This is a genomic window from Parachlamydia sp. AcF125, assembly GCF_018342475.1.
GTDB lineage: Bacteria > Chlamydiota > Chlamydiia > Chlamydiales > Parachlamydiaceae > Parachlamydia.
This window is the reverse complement of record NZ_JAEMUD010000002.1, coordinates 98,099-120,169: the sequence shown is the minus strand read 5'-3', so window position 1 is coordinate 120,169 and position 22,071 is coordinate 98,099. Positions and strand designations below refer to the sequence as shown.

At 40.3% G+C, this 22,071-nt stretch carries 17 protein-coding genes, 1 tRNA gene and 1 pseudogene; 3 read left to right on the top strand and 16 right to left on the bottom strand.

Translation table 11 applies throughout. From position 1 onward, the window contains the following. Positions 1 to 11 precede the first annotated feature (11 nt). From rpsF to PARA125_RS04750, 5 genes are all read right to left on the bottom strand, one after another. Positions 12 to 356 carry a 30S ribosomal protein S6 gene (rpsF, locus tag PARA125_RS04770; protein WP_213157595.1) on the bottom strand — a complete coding sequence of 115 codons (345 nt, stop codon included), beginning with the start codon at positions 354 to 356 and terminating at the stop codon, positions 12 to 14. A gap of 52 nt (positions 357 to 408) precedes the next feature. Next, on the bottom strand, positions 409 to 996 hold the full coding sequence (gene pth, locus PARA125_RS04765; protein WP_349305689.1) for an aminoacyl-tRNA hydrolase: 588 nt from the start codon (positions 994 to 996) through the stop codon (positions 409 to 411). A 19-nt stretch (positions 997 to 1,015) separates the two neighbouring features. Continuing rightward, the gene (locus PARA125_RS04760) at positions 1,016 to 1,576 is read right to left on the bottom strand and encodes a 50S ribosomal protein L25/general stress protein Ctc (protein ID WP_213157593.1); all 561 of its coding nucleotides are present in this window, start codon (positions 1,574 to 1,576) and stop codon (positions 1,016 to 1,018) included. Positions 1,577 to 1,678: 102 nt separating this feature from the next. Beyond that, the gene (locus PARA125_RS04755) at positions 1,679 to 2,641 is read right to left on the bottom strand and encodes a ribose-phosphate diphosphokinase (RefSeq protein ID WP_213157592.1); all 963 of its coding nucleotides are present in this window, start codon (positions 2,639 to 2,641) and stop codon (positions 1,679 to 1,681) included. Positions 2,642 to 2,668: 27 nt separating this feature from the next. Further along, positions 2,669 to 2,740, bottom strand: a tRNA-Gln gene (locus PARA125_RS04750). Positions 2,741 to 3,339: 599 nt separating this feature from the next. On the opposite strand from PARA125_RS04750, the gene PARA125_RS04745 reads away from it, so the two are divergent. Beyond that, positions 3,340 to 4,221: a hypothetical protein gene (locus PARA125_RS04745; RefSeq protein ID WP_213157591.1), complete on the top strand. Its 882-nt coding sequence runs from the start codon at positions 3,340 to 3,342 to the stop codon at positions 4,219 to 4,221. A 32-nt stretch (positions 4,222 to 4,253) separates the two neighbouring features. Next, on the top strand, positions 4,254 to 4,517 hold the full coding sequence (locus PARA125_RS04740) for a hypothetical protein (RefSeq protein ID WP_213157590.1): 264 nt from the start codon (positions 4,254 to 4,256) through the stop codon (positions 4,515 to 4,517). A 519-nt stretch (positions 4,518 to 5,036) separates the two neighbouring features. Here the strand turns inward: PARA125_RS04740 and PARA125_RS04735 are convergent. From PARA125_RS04735 to PARA125_RS04700, 8 genes are all read right to left on the bottom strand, one after another. Beyond that, positions 5,037 to 5,900 carry a C40 family peptidase gene (locus PARA125_RS04735; RefSeq protein ID WP_213157589.1) on the bottom strand — a complete coding sequence of 288 codons (864 nt, stop codon included), beginning with the start codon at positions 5,898 to 5,900 and terminating at the stop codon, positions 5,037 to 5,039. Positions 5,901 to 6,486: 586 nt separating this feature from the next. Further along, positions 6,487 to 6,693 (bottom strand): hypothetical protein, encoded by a 207-nt coding sequence (locus PARA125_RS04730; protein ID WP_213157588.1) that lies wholly within the window; start codon positions 6,691 to 6,693, stop codon positions 6,487 to 6,489. 1,332 nt (positions 6,694 to 8,025) lie between these two features. Further along, positions 8,026 to 8,268 (bottom strand): hypothetical protein, encoded by a 243-nt coding sequence (locus PARA125_RS04725; protein WP_213157587.1) that lies wholly within the window; start codon positions 8,266 to 8,268, stop codon positions 8,026 to 8,028. Beyond that, positions 8,265 to 9,317 carry a hypothetical protein gene (locus tag PARA125_RS04720; protein WP_213157586.1) on the bottom strand — a complete coding sequence of 351 codons (1,053 nt, stop codon included), beginning with the start codon at positions 9,315 to 9,317 and terminating at the stop codon, positions 8,265 to 8,267. The genes PARA125_RS04725 and PARA125_RS04720 overlap by 4 nt, the downstream gene beginning before the upstream one ends. Before the next feature lie 1,003 nt (positions 9,318 to 10,320). Then, positions 10,321 to 11,409: a hypothetical protein gene (locus tag PARA125_RS04715; protein WP_213157585.1), complete on the bottom strand. Its 1,089-nt coding sequence runs from the start codon at positions 11,407 to 11,409 to the stop codon at positions 10,321 to 10,323. Positions 11,410 to 11,664: 255 nt separating this feature from the next. After that, complete coding sequence (locus PARA125_RS04710) at positions 11,665 to 11,883, bottom strand: hypothetical protein (RefSeq protein ID WP_213157584.1); 219 nt, start codon at positions 11,881 to 11,883, stop codon at positions 11,665 to 11,667. A 168-nt stretch (positions 11,884 to 12,051) separates the two neighbouring features. Next, positions 12,052 to 12,735 carry a class I SAM-dependent methyltransferase gene (locus PARA125_RS04705; RefSeq protein WP_213157583.1) on the bottom strand — a complete coding sequence of 228 codons (684 nt, stop codon included), beginning with the start codon at positions 12,733 to 12,735 and terminating at the stop codon, positions 12,052 to 12,054. An 18-nt stretch (positions 12,736 to 12,753) separates the two neighbouring features. Continuing rightward, positions 12,754 to 14,253, bottom strand: coding sequence for a magnesium transporter (locus PARA125_RS04700; RefSeq protein WP_213157582.1), 1,500 nt, complete (start codon positions 14,251 to 14,253; stop codon positions 12,754 to 12,756). 370 nt (positions 14,254 to 14,623) lie between these two features. Between PARA125_RS04700 and typA the strand changes: the two genes are divergently transcribed. Beyond that, on the top strand, positions 14,624 to 16,456 hold the full coding sequence (gene typA, locus PARA125_RS04695; protein WP_213157581.1) for a translational GTPase TypA: 1,833 nt from the start codon (positions 14,624 to 14,626) through the stop codon (positions 16,454 to 16,456). Between the two features lie 228 nt (positions 16,457 to 16,684). Here the strand turns inward: typA and PARA125_RS04690 are convergent, their stop codons facing one another. From PARA125_RS04690 to PARA125_RS04680, 3 genes and pseudogenes are all read right to left on the bottom strand, one after another. After that, complete coding sequence (locus tag PARA125_RS04690; protein WP_213157580.1) at positions 16,685 to 17,923, bottom strand: hypothetical protein; 1,239 nt, start codon at positions 17,921 to 17,923, stop codon at positions 16,685 to 16,687. Positions 17,924 to 18,292: 369 nt separating this feature from the next. Continuing rightward, positions 18,293 to 20,392, bottom strand: coding sequence for a protein kinase domain-containing protein (locus PARA125_RS04685; protein ID WP_249274203.1), 2,100 nt, complete (start codon positions 20,390 to 20,392; stop codon positions 18,293 to 18,295). Between the two features lie 353 nt (positions 20,393 to 20,745). Then, positions 20,746 to 21,818, bottom strand: a pseudogene (locus PARA125_RS04680) (IS481 family transposase). Between the last annotated feature and the right edge of the window lie 253 nt (positions 21,819 to 22,071).

The window sequence follows — 22,071 nt, the reverse complement described above, 5'->3', positions numbered from 1 at the left end:
TTAAATACTCCTTACTGTGCTTCAACCAAAGATTTAAACTCAATTTTTTCCATTACTTTATCTGTTCGCAAGGTAATAAAACGGATCAGATCTTCGTTTAAATGATAATCATGCCAAAGTTCAGAAATGGCGGCTGGATTGACATGAAAATAAAGTAAATAATAATACCCTTCACGATGCCCATTAATTTGATAGGCCAATCGGCGTCTTCCTTGGTCGTGAACTTTTAGGATTTCTCCTCCATGTTCAGTAATTCCATTTTGAATTTTCTCCAGGGCTTTTTTACGTGCCTCATCGCTTAATGTCGCGCTGATGACGTACATCCCCTCATATAAATGTTGCTTTTTTTCACTCATTGCTTATTCTCCCGGCCACATGTGATGGCCTCATAAAGTTTGGTGAGATGCCTTAAGAATTTTTATTGACAAAGTTCATGGCTGTTGCCACATCTTGAGTCAATAATCTCTCTAAAACGCTAGTCCCTTGTTGCAAAAAAGGGACTAAATGAGGCATCTCATCTTGTGAAAAGTTATCTAATACATAATCTGCTAAATCATCCAGTGAACTTTTTGGAGCTGGACGACCAATTCCCATTCGTAATCGGACGAATTGGGTAGTTCCTAAGTGGCTAATTAAGCTTTTAAGTCCGTTATGCCCACCTGCACTTCCTTGCGATCTTAAGCGTATGGCTCCAAAGGAAAGATCTGCATCGTCCACAACAACTGTCATGGCCGAAAGGGGAATTTTATAAAAATCCACATAACGTTTAACAGCTTGCCCACTTTCATTCATAAAAGTGGTGGGTAACAAAAGGTGAATTTCTCCTAAGTGAAACTTCTTTTTTGCTACCACTCCTTTAAATTTGCTATCTGGTACAAGTGTGAATCCAAACTGCTGGGCAAAAGTTTGAATGACAAGAAACCCGATATTATGGCGAGTCATCTCGTACTTTTTCCCTGGATTTCCCAGTCCTACAAAAAGGTACTGCTTGGACACTTCTTCCAAAATTCAATCCTTAACGTTTAACGATGGCAACCGCAACTTCACTCAAATTCATCAAAGGACGAATCGTGTTTGCAATCTGCAAATCGGAAAGTCGTTTTGATTCTCCCAACGACAAAGTCGAAATATCAACCGGGAAGGATGCTGGGATATCCTTTGGCAAGCATCGGACTTTCATCGCGCGAATAACTTGGCGTGGAACGCCCCCTAATTTAATTCCTGGGCAATCAGCAGCGCCGACAATTTCAATAGGTATTTTTACATTGACAGGTGTGCCTTCGATTAATTCTTCGAAATCTAAGTGGATCACATCGTAGTTTGTGACGTTATACTGGATTTCTTTAACAATGACTTGTCTCTCGGCTCTTCCTTCTTCTTCAAGGATAAATACCGTAGTCGAAAGATGGCCTGGCTCAACTTTACGAAGAGCAGCTGTAAACATTTGACCATCTATGGAGAGTTCTTCGCCTGAACTTCCTTTTTTATAAATAACTGCAGGAATCTTTCCTTCGCGACGCAGCTTTTTGACGCTACATTTTTTTTCAACATTTCGTTTAAAAGCTTTGAGTTTCATGGATCCTCCAAAAACCTAAGTTAAGTGAAAAGCAGACAGGTTTCCCCTGTAAATTTCTGAACCTGCTGCAAGCAAAGCGCTAAGTTTAGCTATCGCTCAATGCTACGCTTCGTTAAATTCGTATAAAGAAGAGATGGACTGCCGTGATAAAATACAGCTAATTGCTTGGCCTAAGAGACTTGCCACAGAAACGATTTTAATTTTAGTTGATGAACTAAGTCGATCTGTGTAAGGGATCGTATTACTTACGAGCACCGTCTCAATGGGACTTTCTTCAATTTTTGCGACGGCATCTCCAATAAATAAACCGTGCGTAATTGCAGCAAAAATCCGACGGGCTCCCTTCTCTTGGCACGCTTTCGCAGCTGACACTAGCGTTCCAGCGGTGGAACACATATCATCAGCGAGAAGTACATCTTTTCCATTGACATTCCCAAATAAAGTCGCAACTTGCACATGTGACGCATTGATGCGATGCTTGCTTGCGATGGCTAAATCCACTCCCAACTGATGGGCGTAATCTCTTGCGAGTTTGACGCTTCCTACATCAGGGGCCACCACAACAAAATCATTTGGCATCAAATCGTTAAAGGCTTCCCCTAAACGGGGTCGCGCTTGCAAATTATCAACAGGGATATCAAAAAAACCCTGAAGTTGCCCAGCATGCAAATCCATCGTTAAGATTCTCGTTGCTCCGGCGTCAACTAAGAGGTTTGCGACTAACTTAGCTGTAATCGGAACGCGAGGTTTATCTTTGCGGTCTTGCCGACAATACCCATAATAAGGGATAACGGCTGCTATGCTGTGGGCAGATGCTCGCTTAAGAGCATCGATCATAATTAGCAGCTCCATCAAGTAATTGTTAGGATCGAGAGCGATGGGTTGAATGACGAAAGTATCTCGCCCGCGCACATTTTCCAGAACTTGAACGGATATTTCTCCGTCTGGGAAACGCTCTAACTGAACTTGACCAAGCTTAACTCCCAGGTAATCAGCAACTTGCTGAGCTAAAACCGGATGCGATGAACCGGAAAATAAAAGCAAGTGCGATGACTGACTGGGCATTTAACTATTCCAGTATTTAAGTCGTAATTGGGGTGGAAGGATTCGAACCCTCGCATGGCGGTACCAAAAACCGCTGCCTTACCGCTTGGCTACACCCCAGCAATGTCGTTCACGCTTAATTAAAGAAGAAATCTTATCCCTTCGTCGATTTTTTTTGCAATAATTAAATCAAAAAAAGAAAAAATTATGCGCTTTTTCTCCCCCCTTCTAGCTGTAAAAAGCACAGAATGGATGTTCAACTTAACTAGTATCGTCCGCATAACCTGTTCCCTGAGCGCTGGTCTTGAGTTTAGGATACGTCATCGCAAAGAGCCCCCCCCTTTTTTTATACTCGAGTTCTTAAGCTTCCTTTGGAGAGAGTGGTGACAGTCATACGGTATTTTGCTAAACAAAGCTCGTAGATATTTTGTAAGTTAATTGGACAACATCCGGTAGCTGCACCCGACTGAAGAGATATAGAGCGAACCCGGCCTCATTTGCCAGAGTTTATAAACTTAAAATGAAAGCCAAAAAACAATAGCAAAAATTAAAAAGTCATCGATGAATTAGCCCATGATTAGCGTAATAAGGAAATAATTATATTGCGATCACATTTTATTTATCTTGATATTAGATAAGTGATTAATTAATCCTTATATTAACTCTTTATAAAAGGGGTTTAAATGCATAAATTAACCTTTAATTATGGAGATTTATTTATGTCAGTTTCTATACCCGTAGCTACAATATGCTTCATTTCTTGTCATGGAGCACCAGCAGATCATTTTGCAACCTATGCTAAAGTATTAACCGAGCAACAATTTGACGTTCAAATTCACGCAGCAACAGGAGCCGCATTAGATAAATTGCGAGCACGAGGCATTGCGGTTAAATCTTCTTTTGATTTAAAAAACCTAAACTCAGAAGAAAAAGACAATTTGGCTAAGGAAATAGCTAAAGTTTGTTCTACGGCTTCTCTCGTGCTTACCGATGTGGGGGACGAATTCGACATTAAAATCCAAAAAGCATTGGCCACGTATGCAGCTAAAGTACCCCGCCTTGCCTATTATGATAATCCAGAACCTTTGGTGCCGGGAAACTATTCTTCGATTGCCGCTGAAGTCATGCGAGCTGCAGAAGGCATCTTATTTGCGAATGAGGCTTTAGCTCATGCTAAGATTTATAGTAAGAAAAATGAAGAAATAGATTTTGCGGGCAAACCACGCCTAGGAATTGGCTATTATCCCATTAGCCAAGCAGAAAAAGTAGCCGAACAAAGAAGAACGGATCATGACAGCAGGCGCTCAGAATTTTTAAGGCGAAAGGGAATTGAAGACAAAGGGCAAAAAATATGGGTCTATTTTGGAGGAAATAACAAAGACTACTTTGAGGAAGCGTTCCCCGCCTTTCTTTCTTTTTTATCTCAGGCATCGGAAATAACAGACCTTAGCAATATAGTAGTCATTATTCAACAACACCCCTCAGCAAAAGTAGAAAATCAAGATGGGCAACAAGTGTCAGCATGGTTAGCAGAGCATAGCCAAAAAGCACAAGGGCCAAAATCATCCTATCAGATTTTTCCTCTGACGATGCGCAAATAATAGCCGATGCGGCCTTCTATTACCAAACGAGTATGGGGCCACAATTTATTTTAGCTGGTATTCCAACCATCCAGATTGGTCACGAGACATATGAGGATGTTCTTGTGAGAAATGGTTTGGCTCCCACAGTCACGGATGCCATTCAACTCACCCGTGAGATTAAAAACTTAGAAGAAGAGATTAAAGAAAAGCCCCAAAAAGATTTTATTTTAAGCAAATTAGGGATTCGAGAAGACTGGCCCGTGGTACTCGAAGAAGCAATTAGGGCGTTTATTTCGTCTAAAGTAATGCGATAACTCGAAAGGTCTGTCTCCTTAAACTAATGGCTTAAGGCTTTTTTTATATTAGCCTCACTTATAAATTTTTATTTTTAAGTGAGGCTAATTTTCCTCTGGAGTTCATTTTACAACAGTCCTCATCCGTGGCAAGCTAAGGCAACACTGAGAATGAGTGAAATCGTAGCCCCAATAGCAACGCCCTGATTCGTTACTTGCAGCCATTTGTAGTCATGAGCACAAACTTGAATCGAGATTCACGTCTTATTAGATTTGGCAAATAGAGTAAAACTCAACTTATACATTCATGCTCTTAGCTCCACTTTCGAGCTTTTTTCGTATTTTTTCCTGTCACAAGATCCTCGTTAAATTCCCAAATGGCTCATTGAATTTCTCCATAAATCCGGGACCGAAATAGGCTCCTCATCATTCCAAAAACCAGATATTTGCTCGAAAGTTTGATCGGCAATAGAAAGGAGGAAATCTTCCACTCCTTTCGCTCATTTGTAACGATCGAGGGTAGGCATAAAGCGTTGTTCGCTAATCCTCGCTCATAACTTTTAACTTACGGGCTGCACGATAGATAAACCTACCCGAACCGTTCCATTCAGGATCTGATAGTTTACTGATACGAATGTAAGGTAAATTTTCAGCGACAGTCGCATGGATAAATTGATTATTACCTAGATACAGGCCTACGTGGCGGATTTTATCCTCTGCTAAACCAAAGAATATCAAATCTCCTGGCGACAGCTCCTCTACTGAAATAGCTGTAAGGCCTTTCCAATTAATTTGATCTTTTGTATCGCGTGGCAGATAGATTCCCATTTGGCGATATAACATTTGCACAAAACCAGAGCAATCATATCCAAAGCTAGAGCGGCCTCCCCAAGTATAAGGTAAGCCTAAAAACTGCAAACTTAAGTTGCACATTTGCTCACGACCTACGAAAGTTGGATTAACCGCCACATCCCCTCGTTGAATATACCCTTCACGCCCATCGACTAAGGAGACTTTGATCCAACGGCTATTGGATTCTTCTTTAGGCTCTAAAACTTCTAGCTTGCTTTCAAAAGGCAACGTTAAGATGGGCCCATAGACAGTGTCTTGTACGCTATAAAGATGGGCTGCACATCGATTGACCTTTGCAAACGTTGTGGAGGAATTTGATAGGAAAGAATCTTGCCTTTGGCAAAGCGAGCCTTTTTTGATCCACCCTTTATAATGATCCACGGTGGTTTCAATTTTTATCCAGTCGTGCGCCTCTTCAAGAACCTTAATTCCTTCAGCAAAGTACGCCTGAGAAACGATTTCTGACTCTTGGTTTGGTTGTTCTCGCATTTCAATCACGGGCGAGTTGATGTAATAAAATAAAGGCAAGAAAGCAAGAAATAAACTTGTCATAAGGAAATCTCCTTTGTTCGGTTTATGCAACTACTAGAAAAACTCGGTGCAATTAAAAGGTGTACACAGTTTTAAATTAAGTGCCAATGATTACTTCCTATCTTTTCAGCTCTTACTGCAAGTTTTTTTGCTGACTTGTATTTAAACTAACTTAAACGATTCTCTATATATTCATTATAAACATCCTTCCAGTCCTTCGTGGAATGGTGAAGGACGCTGCCTACTTTTCATCTCTTTTAGCCATTCTTCCACTTATTTCTTTTCTGGCTCCCCTCTTAACCGTTTGATCTTGTGCAAGCTCTTTTGCCCAGACTTTAACTACCTTCTCGAGATATCACAAAGAAGAGATAGACCGATAAGACGTTTATATTTTGGTCTGGTTATTTTTTCTTAGCTAACGAGGGCTTTAATTTGGATTTAGGCAGAGAAGCAGCAATAAATAAGCACAAAGCTTTTTATTCAAAGATTGGCTATTCACAGCTAGTGCAAGGGAATCGCCCTTGAATTCTAGCTGTAGCTTGCCATTTAAAACTCAACACCGGAGTCTAATGGAAAGTTAGGATCAGCATCAGAGTTTTCCAAATGATTAATCATTTTTGCCATTTATATATTTTAAAAAATCTTCGTAGCTAATTTGTGAGCCATCCTCATTAAGACGCCTGATCATTCGGGAGTTGTTTTCTACTACCCAAATTCCCGTATTTGGTTGATAGATTTCCAACTGGCTATTTTTTATATCTTTGCTAAAACGTGCATAATAGCCTGGCTCTAAATAAAGATAATTATAATTCATTTGAACGCTCCTTATTTTAATGATTCTTTCCCTCTATCTATACTAACTAGCTGCAAAAAGGGTATGTTGATAGATAAAGTGGCTTTATTCTTGGATACTAATAAGGTATCCTTACAAATCTGTGAGAAAGAGAGCTATACAGCTGGACAAGCATTGCTTTTTCTTCTTCGACCATCCTTCTTAAGCGAATGTAAACGCTCCATCACCACCATATCTCTAACTTGTCCTGGTTTCTTTAACGGTAACCTCTTATTTTTCGCGCAATGTTTTATGAAATGCCCGATATCTTCTAGGGATTTCCACACAACAGTTCTTCTCATGAAACCTCTACCCTTTTTTTATATCTTCTCCTTCTATTTTGCTCAATATTTTGGCAACCTCTTTAACTTTGCAGGGGAAATTAAAAAATAGTCGATATTTTCTTTAATGGGCCGCAACCTACGGCGAATATTTTTTTTCTCAGTAAGCTAGGCCCTCTCTATCTTAGCGCAAAATCGAGAGAGGCAATGAGGGAACCCCCTTCGCTTGAAAAAAAAGCAACTCTTCACTAAGGGAAGGATAGCAAAAGTGCCTCAGCATTTTTTGAAATAATGGATATATAAAAAGACTCAACTGAATTGAAATTCAATTTATCTCTTATTGGCTATTTAATGGCTGGATAGGCTTTATTAAGTTAATACCCCTTAGATTTCACGAGAATAAAGGCCTATCGGAAAATTAAAAATAAAAAATTTTAGGATATACAAGAATCAAGGCAGCTATTTTAAGTATAGCCTGAGAAAGGGGCGTCGATAGCTATCTTCTGTTGTTGGAATTTGGGAGTTTTTTAGTGCTGCCCTTGTGCAAATTTGGTGGAAAGGATGTAAAGCTATCTCATCAAAGGCTGACTCAAAATCTTATTGCTAGACTCATCCCCAACTCATTTTTACCAAATGATTGGGACCATCCAAAAACAAGTAAAGAGGATGGATAAATTCTGCTAGTCCTTCTGTATTCCTCTTCTTTTTGAATGTGCTTTCCTGCCACCCTGATTCCCCCTTAAAAATCAACTAAGAGGAAAATAATTGACGCTAATCGCGAACGCTTGCTCAACCTTACGATAATAGGAGAAAGATGCCTCATGTAGGAGGCGTAAATTGGCCACTACAGCCACATGCGCTGAAAAGAGAGCGGTTGTGTCTTCCCCTTATTTTAAGCCATTAAGGCTTACTTTTTCAGCAGAATGCCAGACTTAGTAGCCATCAGCAGGAGTATCCCCTTGCCGATGGCTAAGCCTTGCCATTTAAGCCAACTCCTAACGTTTAATGCCAAGCTAGGAGGACAATCAGGCTCTTAAGTCTTAGACACAAAGGATGGGTTATTTTTTTCATTATTATGTTCTAAAAATTCCTGATAGCTAATTTGGGAGCCATCTTGATTAAAACGCCTGATCATTTTGGGGTTGTTTTCTGCTACCCAGGTTTTCGTATTTGGACGGTAGATTTCCAGCTGGCTATTTCCTACATCCTTGTTAAAACGTGCGTAATAACCCGGCTCTAAATAAAGATAATTGTAATTGTTTGCATGACTGTTCATAAGACTTTTCCTATTTGTGAGGGTTTTCTTTGTATATCCAGCATGTGACTAAGAAACTGTAGCTTGCTTATTCCATTGGCGAAAGAAGGAGGCTGCGGCTTTCTTGTTTCCTCGCTTCCTGGACCGTAGGCCTCTCTAGCATATTCATAGATATGGTGGCTTTGTTCTTTGACGCAAGCAATGGTCCCGTCATAGATCTGCGGCAGGTGAAGCTGTAATTCGGCAAGCACCGTCTTTCCTTGGTCCGTCACCATTTTTACTTTAGCATGCACACCCACATATCCAGTAGATCTGTCCTCTTTCCAGACATTTTTAAATGTGACATCATAGCCTTTTTCTTGGCATTTTTCTTGGAATGCTCTTACGAAACCTGTAATATTCTCAGGCTTTTCCAATACAACCGTTCCCCGCAAGGAATCTCCCGCTTGTTGGGTACATTGTTCTTCTGTTTTACCCAATATTTTCATATCGTCATTCACTTTGCGTCTCAAACTGCTTTCGCTTTTGGTAATGAACATATCATCAGGGCCAAAATGCGCCTCACCATTATTTTGGAAGGCAATTTCTCTTAAAAACCCGGCATATGTTCCCTTTAAAGACTCGGCATCTTTAAGCAGATCTGCGACTGTGGTGCTTGAATTTTGCCAGCTTCTAGCCTGTTGGATATGCTCCCTATCTTCGATAATTGAAATGCGTGAAGCAATTTCCTGTTTTTTTTCCTGATACCCCTGTTCCACTTTTTCTGCATCTAGTGGAACTACAAAAGTCATTCCTTTAAGGTTAAGAAGTTTAGTTCCGCCATAATGCTCACCAACTTTTTGAAATTTTTTTACCGACTCCTCCCGGTATTTGCTCAGCTTTGCTTCTTCAGCGAAAGCACTTTTTACTTTTCCAACTTCAACTTCTTTTTGGTGGCTTGTAGCTTCTAAGGTTTTTTGAATGTACTGTTGAACACGTTGTTCACTCTTGCTGCCCTTAGGCGCTAAACTTCTTAATTTTTCAGGTTCGGCGCTATTAGGCTGTATATGGGCGTGACCAAGAGGTTCCATAGATCACCTCATTTTTTATATGAGTTAATATTAATACAATAAAAGGGGCATATTTAAATAATAACAATATAATTATTTTTTAAAAAATATAAATTAAAAACCTCATAAGTAAAAAAGCAGGCTTTTAGCTATCCTTATTTTTAAAGGTCAAAGCCTTAATAAAATATACAGTAAAATTTTAATTAAACTTTATTAACAGTTTTCTCAGCAAAAAATACTATAAAATATGAGGAAAGGCCTGGCTATCCGAGCGATTTATCTGAAGATGAAGGGAATAGGATAGCACATTTGTTCAAATGAGAGATCCATGGCGGATCCCAGAACCAAGCTCAATTTTGCAGGCGAGAAAGGTTGAATACCTTGTTTATATTTTACCCACGCGATGCCAAGGAAGAGACATATCCCCGATTCTCCTCCATGAAGAGCTGTGAACATCCCCTTCATGCCTTTGAAGAAAAAGGCGCTCTATCTGTAACCATCCGCGATCCTTGGAAAGTACATTTCGCCCGAGGCATTAGGCAGAAACGGCAACACTTCAGTTGAAATAGTTGATTTCCAAAGCGTAAAAAAGCAGTTAAAAATAGGTGGCCCCCTTAGCCTGAGGATCAGTGACAAAGTTAATGCGACAAGCTGTACGGAGCGTGATAGATTAGAGCCTCTGGATAGTGGGAATGAGAGCAGAAATAAACTTTGATTATAGAAAATTGAGCGGGAGACAGTTGGAGAAAATTAAAAAAAATTTGGGATAGCACCCCAAAGATAGATTATGGAAAGAACTTTTGTGTGGCTAGGAAAATCTCGACGGTTAAGCAAGGAGGACGAGTCAATTACAGATACCAGATTTACGAGTGTTTAGTTGAGAATATGTAGAAGATATCTAAGAGGTTAAGTAACTTAAGCTAGCTTTTTGTAGATAGTCTTTAAGAAATCCTCTCCTTTTTAAGGACATTCTTAAAATACTGAAAACTAATTACATTTTTAGCTTGGATAATAAAGTTCACAGTTAGGTAGATAATTTATTGTCGTAATTTTGCTTGATCTGAAAAATGAACCTAGCAAGCTCATCGAGAAAAATAGCCACTTCTTCTTGTTCATTTGCTTCCGCGCCGATTGTATCAAAACAATACACTTTAGGAGCAATTGTTCGCGCAATTAGGCCCTGCCGATTAATATATGGAGCGTTTGTGATAGCTAAATAACGTCCAATAGGAGGTACAGCTTTTACCCAAGCCTCTACAGCATCACTCGTGGTAGGCCGAAGAAATTTTCCATCTTTTAGATCTTTTTTCATGGGAGCATTGATAAAATGGACTTTTACTTCTTTTCGCATCTCCTCTGGAATCTCCGATTGCTCCCAAATGAGACGAACCATTTCGCCTTCTGTTTTTGGAAATCTTAAAGGCTCCCCCCCCTCTTTTCTTATTTTTAATAGCGATTTACCTTCTTGCATAAGAGTAGCGATATTTTCATGTTGCCCTTCTAAAGGGCGCTCCCCGCTTAAGAAATAAAGATAAGGGAATCTAACACCTTGGCACCATTGTTCTACAAGATAGTAAAGCCGAATGCGTACTTCTAGCAAGAGACTCCCATGCACAATAGCCCCTTCGTATTTCTTAAAATGTGGGAGGGTAGCCTCTATAAATCCTAATTCACTTAGCAGGGGCTTTATCGCCGTTTTTAATTCTTCAAACCTGCTTGCTTGCTCTTGCCACCGCTCGCCTTGCCGCAGAAGATTTTTTTGTGCCCAATGATTAATTTGCACGATTGCGCTTTCTGCTTGGCTTAAGGGTTCCATCCCTACAAGTTCTAAAAGTTGCCGAAGCTTGCCTCTTGGTTGATAATTTTCATCAAAAAGAAGCCTTAACGATCCTAAAGTTAAAAGTTTTTCTTCTAGACGTTCGACTGTTTTGGAAGTCTTCGCCGCTTCTTGTGAGAATCCCTGCCTTAGTAACCCCTCATAGGTATTTCGCGCTATCTTTAAAGCAGACGCATAGTCACCAGATTGCTCATATTCTTGGATTTTATATTGACTATGCATTGGGTTTTGAGGCACTTGAGCAGATCCTCCAGCCCTTCTAAAATTGATAGCCATTATTTCCTCCCAGCAATATAAAAGCCATTTGGCTCGCTTTAAGCTATTTTATTAAGGCTAGAAATACTCTGCAAGACTGATAAAAACTCTGCCCTAAAGGCCTTGGCGAGTAGAGATGACAAAGGGATACCGAACCAAAACGACAGGTCCCAAGCATATGATGGGACCTTTAAACGGGTACTATGCTTGTGGATCTAATTTATAAGAGCAAGTCCAAGCGCAAACCTAAAAGAAATGGGCAGTAACGTTTAATTCTCACCTGGGCAAAATACCCAGATGAGCAAGAGCTTTATCCTTCCAGGCCAGAAGCTTTTGCTTCTGACCGATTAGCACTTCCCTCGTTAGCTTATCTACAACCGTCAGCTTCTCATCAATATCTGATCCAATCAACAGATGGCTTTTTAAATTCGCACCTCTTTGATAAAGGCGACCGTAGCCATCCGCATGGGGATAAAAATTTACTTCAAGCCTCATAAGAAAAGGTTTAGTTACTTCATCCAGCGATAAATGTTTCCATGGCATTTACAGGAGAAGGCAAAAAACCTTTTTTTTGCTTTTTGAAATGATATAGCTGTCTTCCAATTCTGTTTAATTTTGCGAAAGCCAGCAAGTCTATGCTAAACCTTCAAGTCCTACCCGTTATTACAATTTGACTTGAATATAAACATCCCCCTCTCCCCACGTAAACGGTACAGAAAGAGTTTTGATAAGAGCAAAATCAGGGGAATAATCAGTTAAGGGATAACTAACTGTCACAATTTTTGTTCCGGCAGGTAATGACTTGAATTTTTCGAGAAGTTTTTTAATTAAGTCCTCTTCTAAGCAGGTCCCATAAAGATAAAATAAGGTCCCCTTAGAAAAATCTGTTTGTAGCATATCTTCGCATCTAAATTCGATAGCTTGAAGATGACATTTGGCTTTTACTTTTTCTGCCTTTTGGATAAAAGCAGGAACAAAATCAATGCCGATTACAGAACATTGGTAAAAGCAATGCGTCCAGAAGCAGCTTCTTCCTCGTCCACACCCCAGTTCATACACGACATCCTTTGAAGTGATCTGGCAAGCCGCCGCGATTTTTTCCAGGCTGGTTAAAGGGGTTTCTCCGTAAGCATATATTTCTTTCTCTTCTTTGCGCATTAAAAAATTCTTGCTAATTGCAAAGGGATTTTGCCAAAGATACTGGCATAAAAGAAGAAGATCGCATTGAAAAAATTGACGGTTACCATAGTAACGCTTCACAACCGTACAAAATTCTTTAAAATTGCGGTATTTGACTTTAAGATTCAACTGTAAAAGCTGCCAATAAGTGTCCGAGCCTTCATCCATGTGAGCCTCTTGATAGGCCTAAAATAAAGGCTCATTGGTGGCATAATAAAAATGGGAATACAAGACATTTGTAATCCTCGCGACAAGAAAGAACATCAGGGTTGACAGCACGTCATTAAAGGCTGTCACAATAGGACCGGAAGCAACCGCCGGATCCACCCCGAGTCTTACAAAGAAAAAGGGAGAGAGTGTGCCCAATATCGTGGCTGTTAAACAAGCTCCTAAAACCCCAAAACTGACAGTCATACAAAGCATCAAAGGATCTGTTCCCAAATCGTGAAACCCAAAATGATGAAGCAAAAAAACAACCAAGCCACAAATTAAACCAAAGATTGAACCAATCAAAGTGCCTATCCCCATTTCATTGCCGATCGCTTCTCCCCGGCTCCCTGGAGATAACTCACCCGTGGACATTCCCCTAACTAAAATGGTACTGCACTGAATCCCCACATTTCCAGACATCCCGGTAATTAAGGGCACAAAAAAAGGAACGAATGCAAACCAAATACGATCGTTAAAATGCGACATGGCTGTAGAGGTCACAAGCCCTGCGCATAGGGTGACCAATAACCAAGGAGCACGCCACATAAAGCGTTTAAAGACAGGTTCATGTTCACTCACACTTTCTGCCGTTCCCGCAATGCTGGCAATGGTTTCATCGGCGATATCTTCCAGGGCCTCCACCACGTTATTATAAGTGATCACCCCCACCAAATGATTGTCTTGATTCACTACCGGTAAAGCAGGAACTTTATATCTTTCGACCAAATCCACAACTTCGTCTCGAGGAGTATCTACAGTCACTTTATGCAACACAGGCCCCATGATCTGCCTAAGCTGCACTTCATCAGGATTAATGATCAAATTTCTCCCTGGTACGAAGCCTGCTAGCTCTCCTGCATCATTTAACACAAAAATGCTACGGGAAAATTCAATGCCTGGATTATTGCGGATGCAAACAGCGACTTCTCCGATTGTCGTGTTCATATGAAAAGCAAAAAATTCGTTGCTCATCAAGCGTCCAGCACTATGTCGATCGTGCTTTTGTAAGTCTCGAATTCGGGAAGCTTTTTTCGGTTCCAAAAGATCTAAAATTCTGCGAATGCGACGATCAGACATATCGTCCAGTATCCATACAGCTTCGTCAGGGGGCATGCCCGAGATCAACTGTAAAATTTCATCGTCGTCAATTTCTCGAAAAATAACTGAGCGGGTGCTACTTCCCGTATTAATCATGAAAATAATCTTTGCCGCGAGGTCAGGCAAATTTTCATAAACCACCACCCTTGCATGTGGGGGAAGGCGACTCACCGCGTAAGCTAAGTCAATGGGGTCGTGTTCACTTGCAATTTTAGCCACGTCATGCAGCAAAACTTGAGCGGTTTCTTTGTGAAAGGCTCTTTCCAACTTTTCGTTTAATACATCATCTACGTGACTGATTTTAGAATCTAGCAGATGCCCCTGCGGATAATGAGATCCCTCTGTTTTATGCTCTTGGTCCTGATTGTCTCTATTCACCTAAACCTCCATAAAACAGTCAACTTTCACACTTGGCTTCACCTGGGCTTGCATTTCTTTCTCGAGCGACTCTTTCTCGATCGACGGGCCATTCTATAAGCTCAAAAGCAAGTTTCGGTTTTTAAACTCTGAACAAGAGGAGCTTAGCCGTTTTCTTATCTTTTTTCAAGAAAATTAATTATTGAAAAACTAATTTAGTTAATTCTTGATTTAAATGTAATAAAAAGGTATTCTAAGCACTCCAAAGAAATGATTTTTAAGTTCAAAATTCCCTTTCATGCGGCTGGATGGAGATTTGAGATTTTGAAAAAAATCCATTCACGCCCAGGCAGAATAGGAAAATCCAAAAACGTACAACCCATAGAGATCCATGTTTTCACCTGAAAAAATTCGAAATATCGCCATTATTGCCCACATCGACCACGGAAAAACAACCTTGCTAGACAGTTTGCTTCGGCAGTCTAACATTTTCCGTGAAAACCAGCACGTTCCCGAACGGGTTATGGATAGCTATGATCAGGAAAAAGAGCGCGGTATCACAATCTTCGCCAAACACACCTCTTTGTACTTTTTAGACGATGTGACAAAGGAAGAGTACAAAATCAACGTGATCGATACGCCCGGCCACGCCGACTTTTCTGGCGAAGTGGAACGGATCTTAGGAATGGTTAATTCTGTGCTTTTGCTGGTTGATGCCCAAGATGGCCCCATGCCTCAAACGCGGTTTGTACTTTCAAAGTCTCTCAAAATGGGACTGCGCCCAATCGTGGTGTTGAATAAAATTGACCGCCCCCATGCAAACCCCGATGGCGTCCTGGACAAAACTTTTGATCTTTTTACCGAGCTTGGCGCTTCAGATGACCAGCTCGATTTTCGCTATTGCTATGCCTCTGGCCTTTCAGGCTTTGCCATGCACCATCTAAATGAGCAAAGCAAAGACATGAAGCCCCTATTTGAATTAATTGTTTCCGCTGTGCCAGCTCCTCAAGGAAGTTTAGAAAACCCGTTTTTAATGCAAGCTGCCACTATTTCTTATGACGACTATGTCGGTAGACAAGCTTGTGGGCGCATTTTAGAAGGTACCATCCGCAAAGGCGATCCGATTATCCATATTAATGAACATGGCACCGAATCGCGCTGCACTGTTACCCGTATTGAAGGCTATCTGGGTCTTGAAAAAGTGGAGATGAATGAAGCGGGTGTGGGCGACATTGTGTGTATTTCAGGAATTCCTGAGATCACCATTGGAGATACCTTATGTGATCCCAAAAAAATCGTGCGCCTCCCACGCATTAAATTGGATGAACCCACTGTGTCCGTAGATTTTACTGTTAATAATAGCCCTTTTGTCGGACAAGATGGAAAACATGTAACCATGAACAAAATCCGTCAACGTCTAGAAAAAGAGAAAAAGGCGAATATTTCTCTCCGTATTACAGAATCAGAAGACGAGCAAGATAAAATCACGGTGGCAGGGCGCGGAGAGCTCCACCTTTCGGTTTTAATCGAAGCGATGCGCCGTGAAGACTTTGAATTTAGCGTATCAAAGCCTCAAGTGATTGTGAAAGAAATTGATGGCGTAAAACACGAACCTGTGGAAAGGGTCCATATCGAAGTCCCCGAAGAATATTCGGGCACAGTCATTGAAGAGCTTTCTAAAAGGCGTGGCGAATTACAACACTTACACACCAATGAACATGGAATCACCTCCATCGAGTTTTTAATTCCCATGCGCGGGTTGATGGGATACCGCAATGATTTCTTGACTGTCACACGTGGGCTCGGGATTCTAACCTCGGTATTTGAAGATTTTGCCCCCTGGAAAGGAGCCATTCCAAGTAGACATCGTGGCGTCTTAATCTCTATCTGCGCAGGTAAAACAAACGGCTATGCCTGCTTTAACTTGCAAGATCGGGGCGTTCTATTTACAAGCCCAGGAGATGATGTTTACGAAGGGATGATCGTCGGTGAGAACAGCCGAGAAAACGATCTTGTTGTTAACGTCATCAAAGGAAAGCAGCTAACCAACGTGCGCGCTTCAGGCAGCGATGAAAACATCATTTTAACTCCTGCCCGCCGCTTTACTCTTGAGCAAGCCATCGACTATATTCAAGATGATGAGCTGATTGAAGTAACACCTCATTTCATCCGCATGCGCAAACGTTTACTCACTGAAAACGAACGCAAAAGAAAATCTAAATAAGCCTGAAAAGCTCCCTGCTTTAGCAAAGCTGGGAGCTTTCTTTTTGGAACTTCCTCATTTTTATTGTCTTTTACATAAGCTAATCTTTTTCGTGTCATCAAGCCTGGTTATTGCCACAACAAAGTTTTTTTGAAGATAAAAGTTGCGTAGCCTCCCAAAGTTCCATGAATAAACACCCTAAGACGCATCCAATCCTCTTTTAAAAGAAGCCGACTGCGCGGAAAGGCTTTAACTGATCTCATTTACACTAATTTTATAACCCGTGTTTGCATCCGCTAAAAGAGAAAACGCCTTACGATAATGGTGACCCGCATGAGAGGCAATAAATTCCATGGCCTCCTCTCGATCTAGCATATAATCTGCTAAGAAAAAACAGCCTATTCCCGCCATGTACAATGTGGCAACTTCTTTTACTTTTTCTAAAAGCATCGTTAAATTTTCTGGCGATAATCTTTTTTGGAGGTTACCCTCTTTAATCCTTTCGATTTGTTCAGAAAGTTTTTTTTCTAAGGCGGTTCTTAGGATAGGTACCCATTGTCCAGCTTGAATGATTTCTCCTGATTCAAGCTGAATTTTGTCGTTTTTAGAAATCCCCATCCCTTCAAGATAATGCTTTTCTCCCGAAAAACTTAACCGATAAGTGCCATCTGGCTGAATTTTACAGCCCCAATCCATGTAAAAATAGGATTGAACAGATTCAAAAATTGCTAGGGGTAGAGAATCTCTTAGCGTAACTCCTACTTGCTTTAACTGTCTTACGTAGGATGCGGGAATAAATGCGACAGCGTTTGCATGGCTGGGTGGGGTGATACGACTTCCCGCCAAAAGATCCTTTGGTTCTTTCTCCTCCATGTGATATTTTTGTATATCTTTCATGATTTCAGCATAGGGAGGAAGGCTTTCAATCACCACAACGTTAGCAGAGGAAGGAAAATGCTTAGCAATATTTTGGCTTCTTGGAAGGTAGTGTATCCGTTCTTTCGCGAAATGCTCTTGATAAGTCCTTAAATAAACAGACTCTATCTTCTCTCGAAAATCTTTTAAAACCTGCCTCCTCACTTTTAGCTCTTCTCTCTCCGAAAAAATATAGGCAGGATCCACAAGCAAAAAGGAAATTTGACCAAATCCATTTTCAATGAGCGTTTTTCCTAAAATATATTCGGTAAGCAGACGATCAGCACCTAGAGAAATAAAAACTAGCGGTTCATCTTTGGGGCACTGTGCAATAATGTCCGCCGCCACTTTTTCTATAAAAATTTTCCGGTTTTTCCATTGTCCGGCTTCTGTGCCCGTAACGCACGAAAGTTGGGAGCCCTTCAAGTATTGATTTGTAACAATACTGTTAATAATAGTGGTTGGTAATTTGCCCGCCCGAAGATCCAGCTCATTCCATTTCACAGGGAAGGTGGAAGGTTTTTCTCTGATAGTAGTAGCAGATCTGGGAGCAGAAACAGCAGGGGTAAACATAAGGCCTCCTAATTATGAAGTTGAAAACTTAGTTTAGTCAACACATAGATAAAAAAACCTTGGAACCTTAACAAATCCCATAGTCCAAAAGGAAAGAGATTTTAAAGGGGAATTATGGGGCATTAAATGGCAATTTAAAAAGAGGTTTAGTTGATGTCAATTCGAAAGTAAAAATCCTGTGTTAATTTTGATAAATAACAAACTAGGGAGATAAAGTATAGATTTTTAAGAGAGGCTATATTAAATAGCTCTTTACTTTCTTTTGCAGGACACATACCCAGATTAAGCATGTTTTTTTATTTAGAACTTCCAAAATTTTTAATAAAGGGCATAACACTTTCAGCCTACAGAAAAAGATTGCTGGCAACCTTAATACAATTTAAGCATATTTCCTTTAAGCGCCATATAAGCATCAAATTTCTTCGCTGCTTGATGAATATCAATGCGCTCATTAGGATTTAATTGGACCATCCTTTCTATAAGTTCAATCATTTCAGGGGAGATTCCTTTTAGTTGCAGGGTCTCCCGATCGAAATCTGCTTCAGGCGGAGGGTGCCTTCCAGGTGCAAAAGTCTCGCTTCGAGCGATCAACTCTTCTCCATAGGGACAGTAAGCAGTTTGATCATACTCTTTTAATCGATAGGGTTCATGTCCACCTGATAAAATAAAATACATGGAACTTCCCAAAGCATAGGCATCTCTTAATTTAAAATAATAATCAAATAGCTCTTGATTATCTGGATCCCCTGTGCCATACTCCTGCAGGAGAAAAAGATCGTTATAAGGGAAATAATTGGGCGTAAATGTTCCTAGGCTTTGATCATGTCCCAAAATACGCGCACCCCCAAAATCAGATAAGTCTATTTCGTAGGTTTGCCCTACTTTTCTGATGAGGAGGTTTTCGGGTTTAATATCTCCGTGTCCTAAGTTTTTTTTCTTAACGCAATATTCAAAACCTTTCAGCAGCTTATAAAGAGCATGAATGACTTCTTCGTCACTCATGATATTCGCGTAGTCGTAATCAAAAGTATCCCCTATATACTTGGGAGCCAACAAAAAGCCTTGTTTTTCTCTGCCTTGCTCACAGTTAATCATGGCATAGGGAGCTTTTTGAATGCCTGGAATTTTTCTTCCAGGAAATCCCCTGTGAAGGTTGTGCAGAAAGTCGTATTCGTTTTTTAAAGCTTGTTGCGCTTGGCCGATTTCGGAATGGTGAGTTTTAGTGATTTTTAAAACCTTTTCTCTTCGCGAGATAGGATTATACACCCTCGTTGCTGCGATAAAAGCCCCTTCGTTAATTCTTTTTAGAGCGGTGATATTGGCCATATACAGTTTTTCTCCTCGAAATAAGCCAATATATTTTTGCCCGTTCAAATAAGGCTTTTTTTCTAAAATGGGATTTCTCCCTTCACGTCCTCTTTTAGCAAAAGCGCGGATCATTTTCATTAGCACTTCTGGAGTTAAGCCCGATTTCTCGAAGAACCGTTGTTTTTCAAATAAACGTGCGTAGTTAGAAAGCATCACCTCCAGGTTTGCCAGGTGAGCTTCTTTAGACCTTAAGTAAGCCTCCAACTCCCCTTTCTTTGCGCTTGCTTTAACTTCTTCCAAGGGAAGATGGAAGCGTTGGGCAAGCGCATCGGCGTCGATATAGGTAGAAAGTTGATATTTTTTTTGGAAAACTTGGATTAAAAGAAGGTTTTTAGCGAATTCTTTTTCTTCCAAGCCCTCATAAGTTTTTAAAGCAAGTTTTGGAGAAGGGGCCCATTTTGAAATAAAATGTAATTTATTCTTTGCCGTTCCCTCAATTTTTTTGCCTGCCTTTGTATAAGATTCGGCAGAGTGGGTGTAAAAAAAATCCCCAAGCAGTTCATTCATGATTAAACCATTTTTAAAAGCATTCAGAGGGAGAATCGCTAGCGCTCTAATTTTATCCAGTAGATTTTCATTGGAGATCTGGGCATCTACTCTCACTTGATGAATTTTTAATTTTTCAATGAGTTCTTCTTTTTTAACGTAGTAGGTAAAAATGTTTTTCCCGTTCCAAATTGGAAGCTTAACCGTCTTGGTAAACAGCCATTCAAAAAGGCTCGCCTCTTTAATCCCTTGGTCATTTGAATCTAGCCTCCAAATATCGAGCTTAATTCTTCCTCCTAAGTACTTTCCTAAGAGGAGTTGAGGCCTATGTTTTGCTTTTACAATTTGGGGATAGCGGACAAACTGGTGAAATAGATCTGTTAGCTCTGTTTCAGAGGCATAAGGAGAAATGTTAATCTCGTTTTTTTCCAAAAAATCGGTGAGATCGCCCTTCTTTAACCAAAAAAGCTCTCTGCCGTTCTCCAGCTCTATTTTTACTTCTAGGGTGCTAAAAAAAATGCGTTCGATAAGGGAAGGCACCCGAATGGAATTTTGCCCAGTGTCTATATTTTTGAATATTAAGTAGCCTGCCTGGTATATTGCCCATATCCTCATCCCTAACCTTCCACTGTCGTTTGCTAAATCTCGTTTATTTCAAAAGAAAATTAATTATTTGGTTAGTAAAAAAGATTATAAGAATAAAAGCCTTTTGCGAAAAGCAAGCAAACGCTTTCACAAGAAACCCTAGATAGCTTTATAACCATTTTTTGGCCATTTAAGTGATTGAAAATCCCCCAAACCTCATGCAAGCATACGCGGGTGATTATTTCTTTTTAAAGAAAAAAATAAGATATTGTCAACATTCAAGAAAAAAGTAAAGATATTAAGCTATTTACGAAGAGGCCTAGCCTCACTTTCTGGAGCTACTTTAAATTGTCCTAGACAATACTTGACCTGACAAACACGAGTTATCTTACGGTTGCTAGATCTGTTGGTTGTAACTTATCTAACATTTTTTCTTGGGCAAGAAGTTTTGACTCCAAGAATGTTTGCAAAGGCGTTCTGCCAAAACAGTATTTTCCCGTATGAGTTCTGTCGTTATTATACTCATTCATCCATTTATCTACATCTTCTTGTAACTCCTGTATACTTTTAAACACTTTTTTTCTAAAGGCTATCGCATAAAATTCGTTTTGGATAGTCTGATGAAATCTTTCGCAAATTCCATTCGTTTGGGGATGCTTGGATTTTGTACGAGAGTGGTCAATATCCTCGATGGCTAGATACAACTCATACTCGTGATGCTCTCTTGCTCCACAGTATTCTGTGCCGCGGTCTGTCAAAACCCTCAGCACGCGGACTTCTTGCTCTTCAAACCAAGGCATTACCTTATCATTGAGCATGTCTGCGGCCACAAGCGCATTTTTCCTATCATAGAGCTTAACAAAAGCCACCTTAGTATAAGTATCGATGACTGTTTGTTGGTAGATGCGCCCTATCCCTTGATAGTGCCTACATCATAAGTATCCTGGGATAGTAGATATCCGGGGTGTTCTGTTTCAATTTCACCGCAGGCTTGTTTTTCTTCTTTAGCTTTTTCCAAAGCTTTGAGCTGCTCCTCTGTCAGGATTATGTTTTCTTGAGCCATTTTGGCTTCCAAGGCTTTAAGGCGCTTTTGAAAAGTTTCAAGATTATATCTAAGCCAAACAGAACGGATGCCTCCTGGAGAAATTAAAATGCCTTGTTTTTTGAGCTCATTGCACACTCTTAACTGTCCATAAGCTGGTTTTTCAAAAGCGAAATTAACCACAGCTTTTTCGACAGATTCATCCACTCTATTTTTTAAACAAGGCTTTTTACGAGTCATCTCTTGAAGTGCTAGCTCGCCGCCTGTTTCATATAGTTCTTTATATCGGTAAAAGCTATCCCTAGAATACCCCATCATTTTACATGCTTGGGAGACGTTTCCGAGAGTTTCAGCTAGCTTTAAGAGTCCTAATTTATTTTTTATGATTTTCTGATGTGTGGCTACATTTGACATTCTGATACTCCTTTGATTAGGCCGTTCGCATCAGCCCACCCCAGCCGCTTAGATGGCGGCTGGGCTGAGTCTTCACGGCCCTCAATTAATGAGTTGTTTGTTATACTGTTGCCAGTTGCGTTCGCGCATCAGAAACTCCTTGGTCTTTTTCTTTGGTCGGAAAACACAAGGAGTTTCTTTTTTTCAAGGGGTTTTAGCAAGATGCTAGAGAGAATTTTTCAACACAGCCGTAAAAAACTTCAATTAATTATTT

Excerpts from the sequence above, each read along its gene's own strand:
- PARA125_RS04725 (WP_213157587.1), bottom strand. The coding sequence starts at position 8,268 with ATGAACAGTCATGCAAACAATTACAATTATCTTTATTTAGAGCCGGGT.
- PARA125_RS04720 (WP_213157586.1), bottom strand. The coding sequence starts at position 9,317 with ATGGAACCTCTTGGTCACGCCCATATACAGCCTAATAGCGCCGAACCT.
- PARA125_RS04685 (WP_249274203.1), bottom strand. The coding sequence starts at position 20,392 with ATGAGGATATGGGCAATATACCAGGCAGGCTACTTAATATTCAAAAAT.
- PARA125_RS04760 (WP_213157593.1), bottom strand. The coding sequence starts at position 1,576 with ATGAAACTCAAAGCTTTTAAACGAAATGTTGAAAAAAAATGTAGCGTC.
- typA (WP_213157581.1), top strand. The coding sequence starts at position 14,624 with ATGTTTTCACCTGAAAAAATTCGAAATATCGCCATTATTGCCCACATC.
- PARA125_RS04730 (WP_213157588.1), bottom strand. The coding sequence starts at position 6,693 with ATGAATTATAATTATCTTTATTTAGAGCCAGGCTATTATGCACGTTTT.
- PARA125_RS04715 (WP_213157585.1), bottom strand. The coding sequence starts at position 11,409 with ATGGCTATCAATTTTAGAAGGGCTGGAGGATCTGCTCAAGTGCCTCAA.
- PARA125_RS04705 (WP_213157583.1), bottom strand. The coding sequence starts at position 12,735 with ATGGATGAAGGCTCGGACACTTATTGGCAGCTTTTACAGTTGAATCTT.
- PARA125_RS04755 (WP_213157592.1), bottom strand. The coding sequence starts at position 2,641 with ATGCCCAGTCAGTCATCGCACTTGCTTTTATTTTCCGGTTCATCGCAT.
- PARA125_RS04710 (WP_213157584.1), bottom strand. The coding sequence starts at position 11,883 with ATGAGGCTTGAAGTAAATTTTTATCCCCATGCGGATGGCTACGGTCGC.
- PARA125_RS04690 (WP_213157580.1), bottom strand. The coding sequence starts at position 17,923 with ATGTTTACCCCTGCTGTTTCTGCTCCCAGATCTGCTACTACTATCAGA.
- PARA125_RS04735 (WP_213157589.1), bottom strand. The coding sequence starts at position 5,900 with ATGACAAGTTTATTTCTTGCTTTCTTGCCTTTATTTTATTACATCAAC.
- PARA125_RS04745 (WP_213157591.1), top strand. The coding sequence starts at position 3,340 with ATGTCAGTTTCTATACCCGTAGCTACAATATGCTTCATTTCTTGTCAT.
- PARA125_RS04740 (WP_213157590.1), top strand. The coding sequence starts at position 4,254 with ATGGGGCCACAATTTATTTTAGCTGGTATTCCAACCATCCAGATTGGT.
- rpsF (WP_213157595.1), bottom strand. The coding sequence starts at position 356 with ATGAGTGAAAAAAAGCAACATTTATATGAGGGGATGTACGTCATCAGC.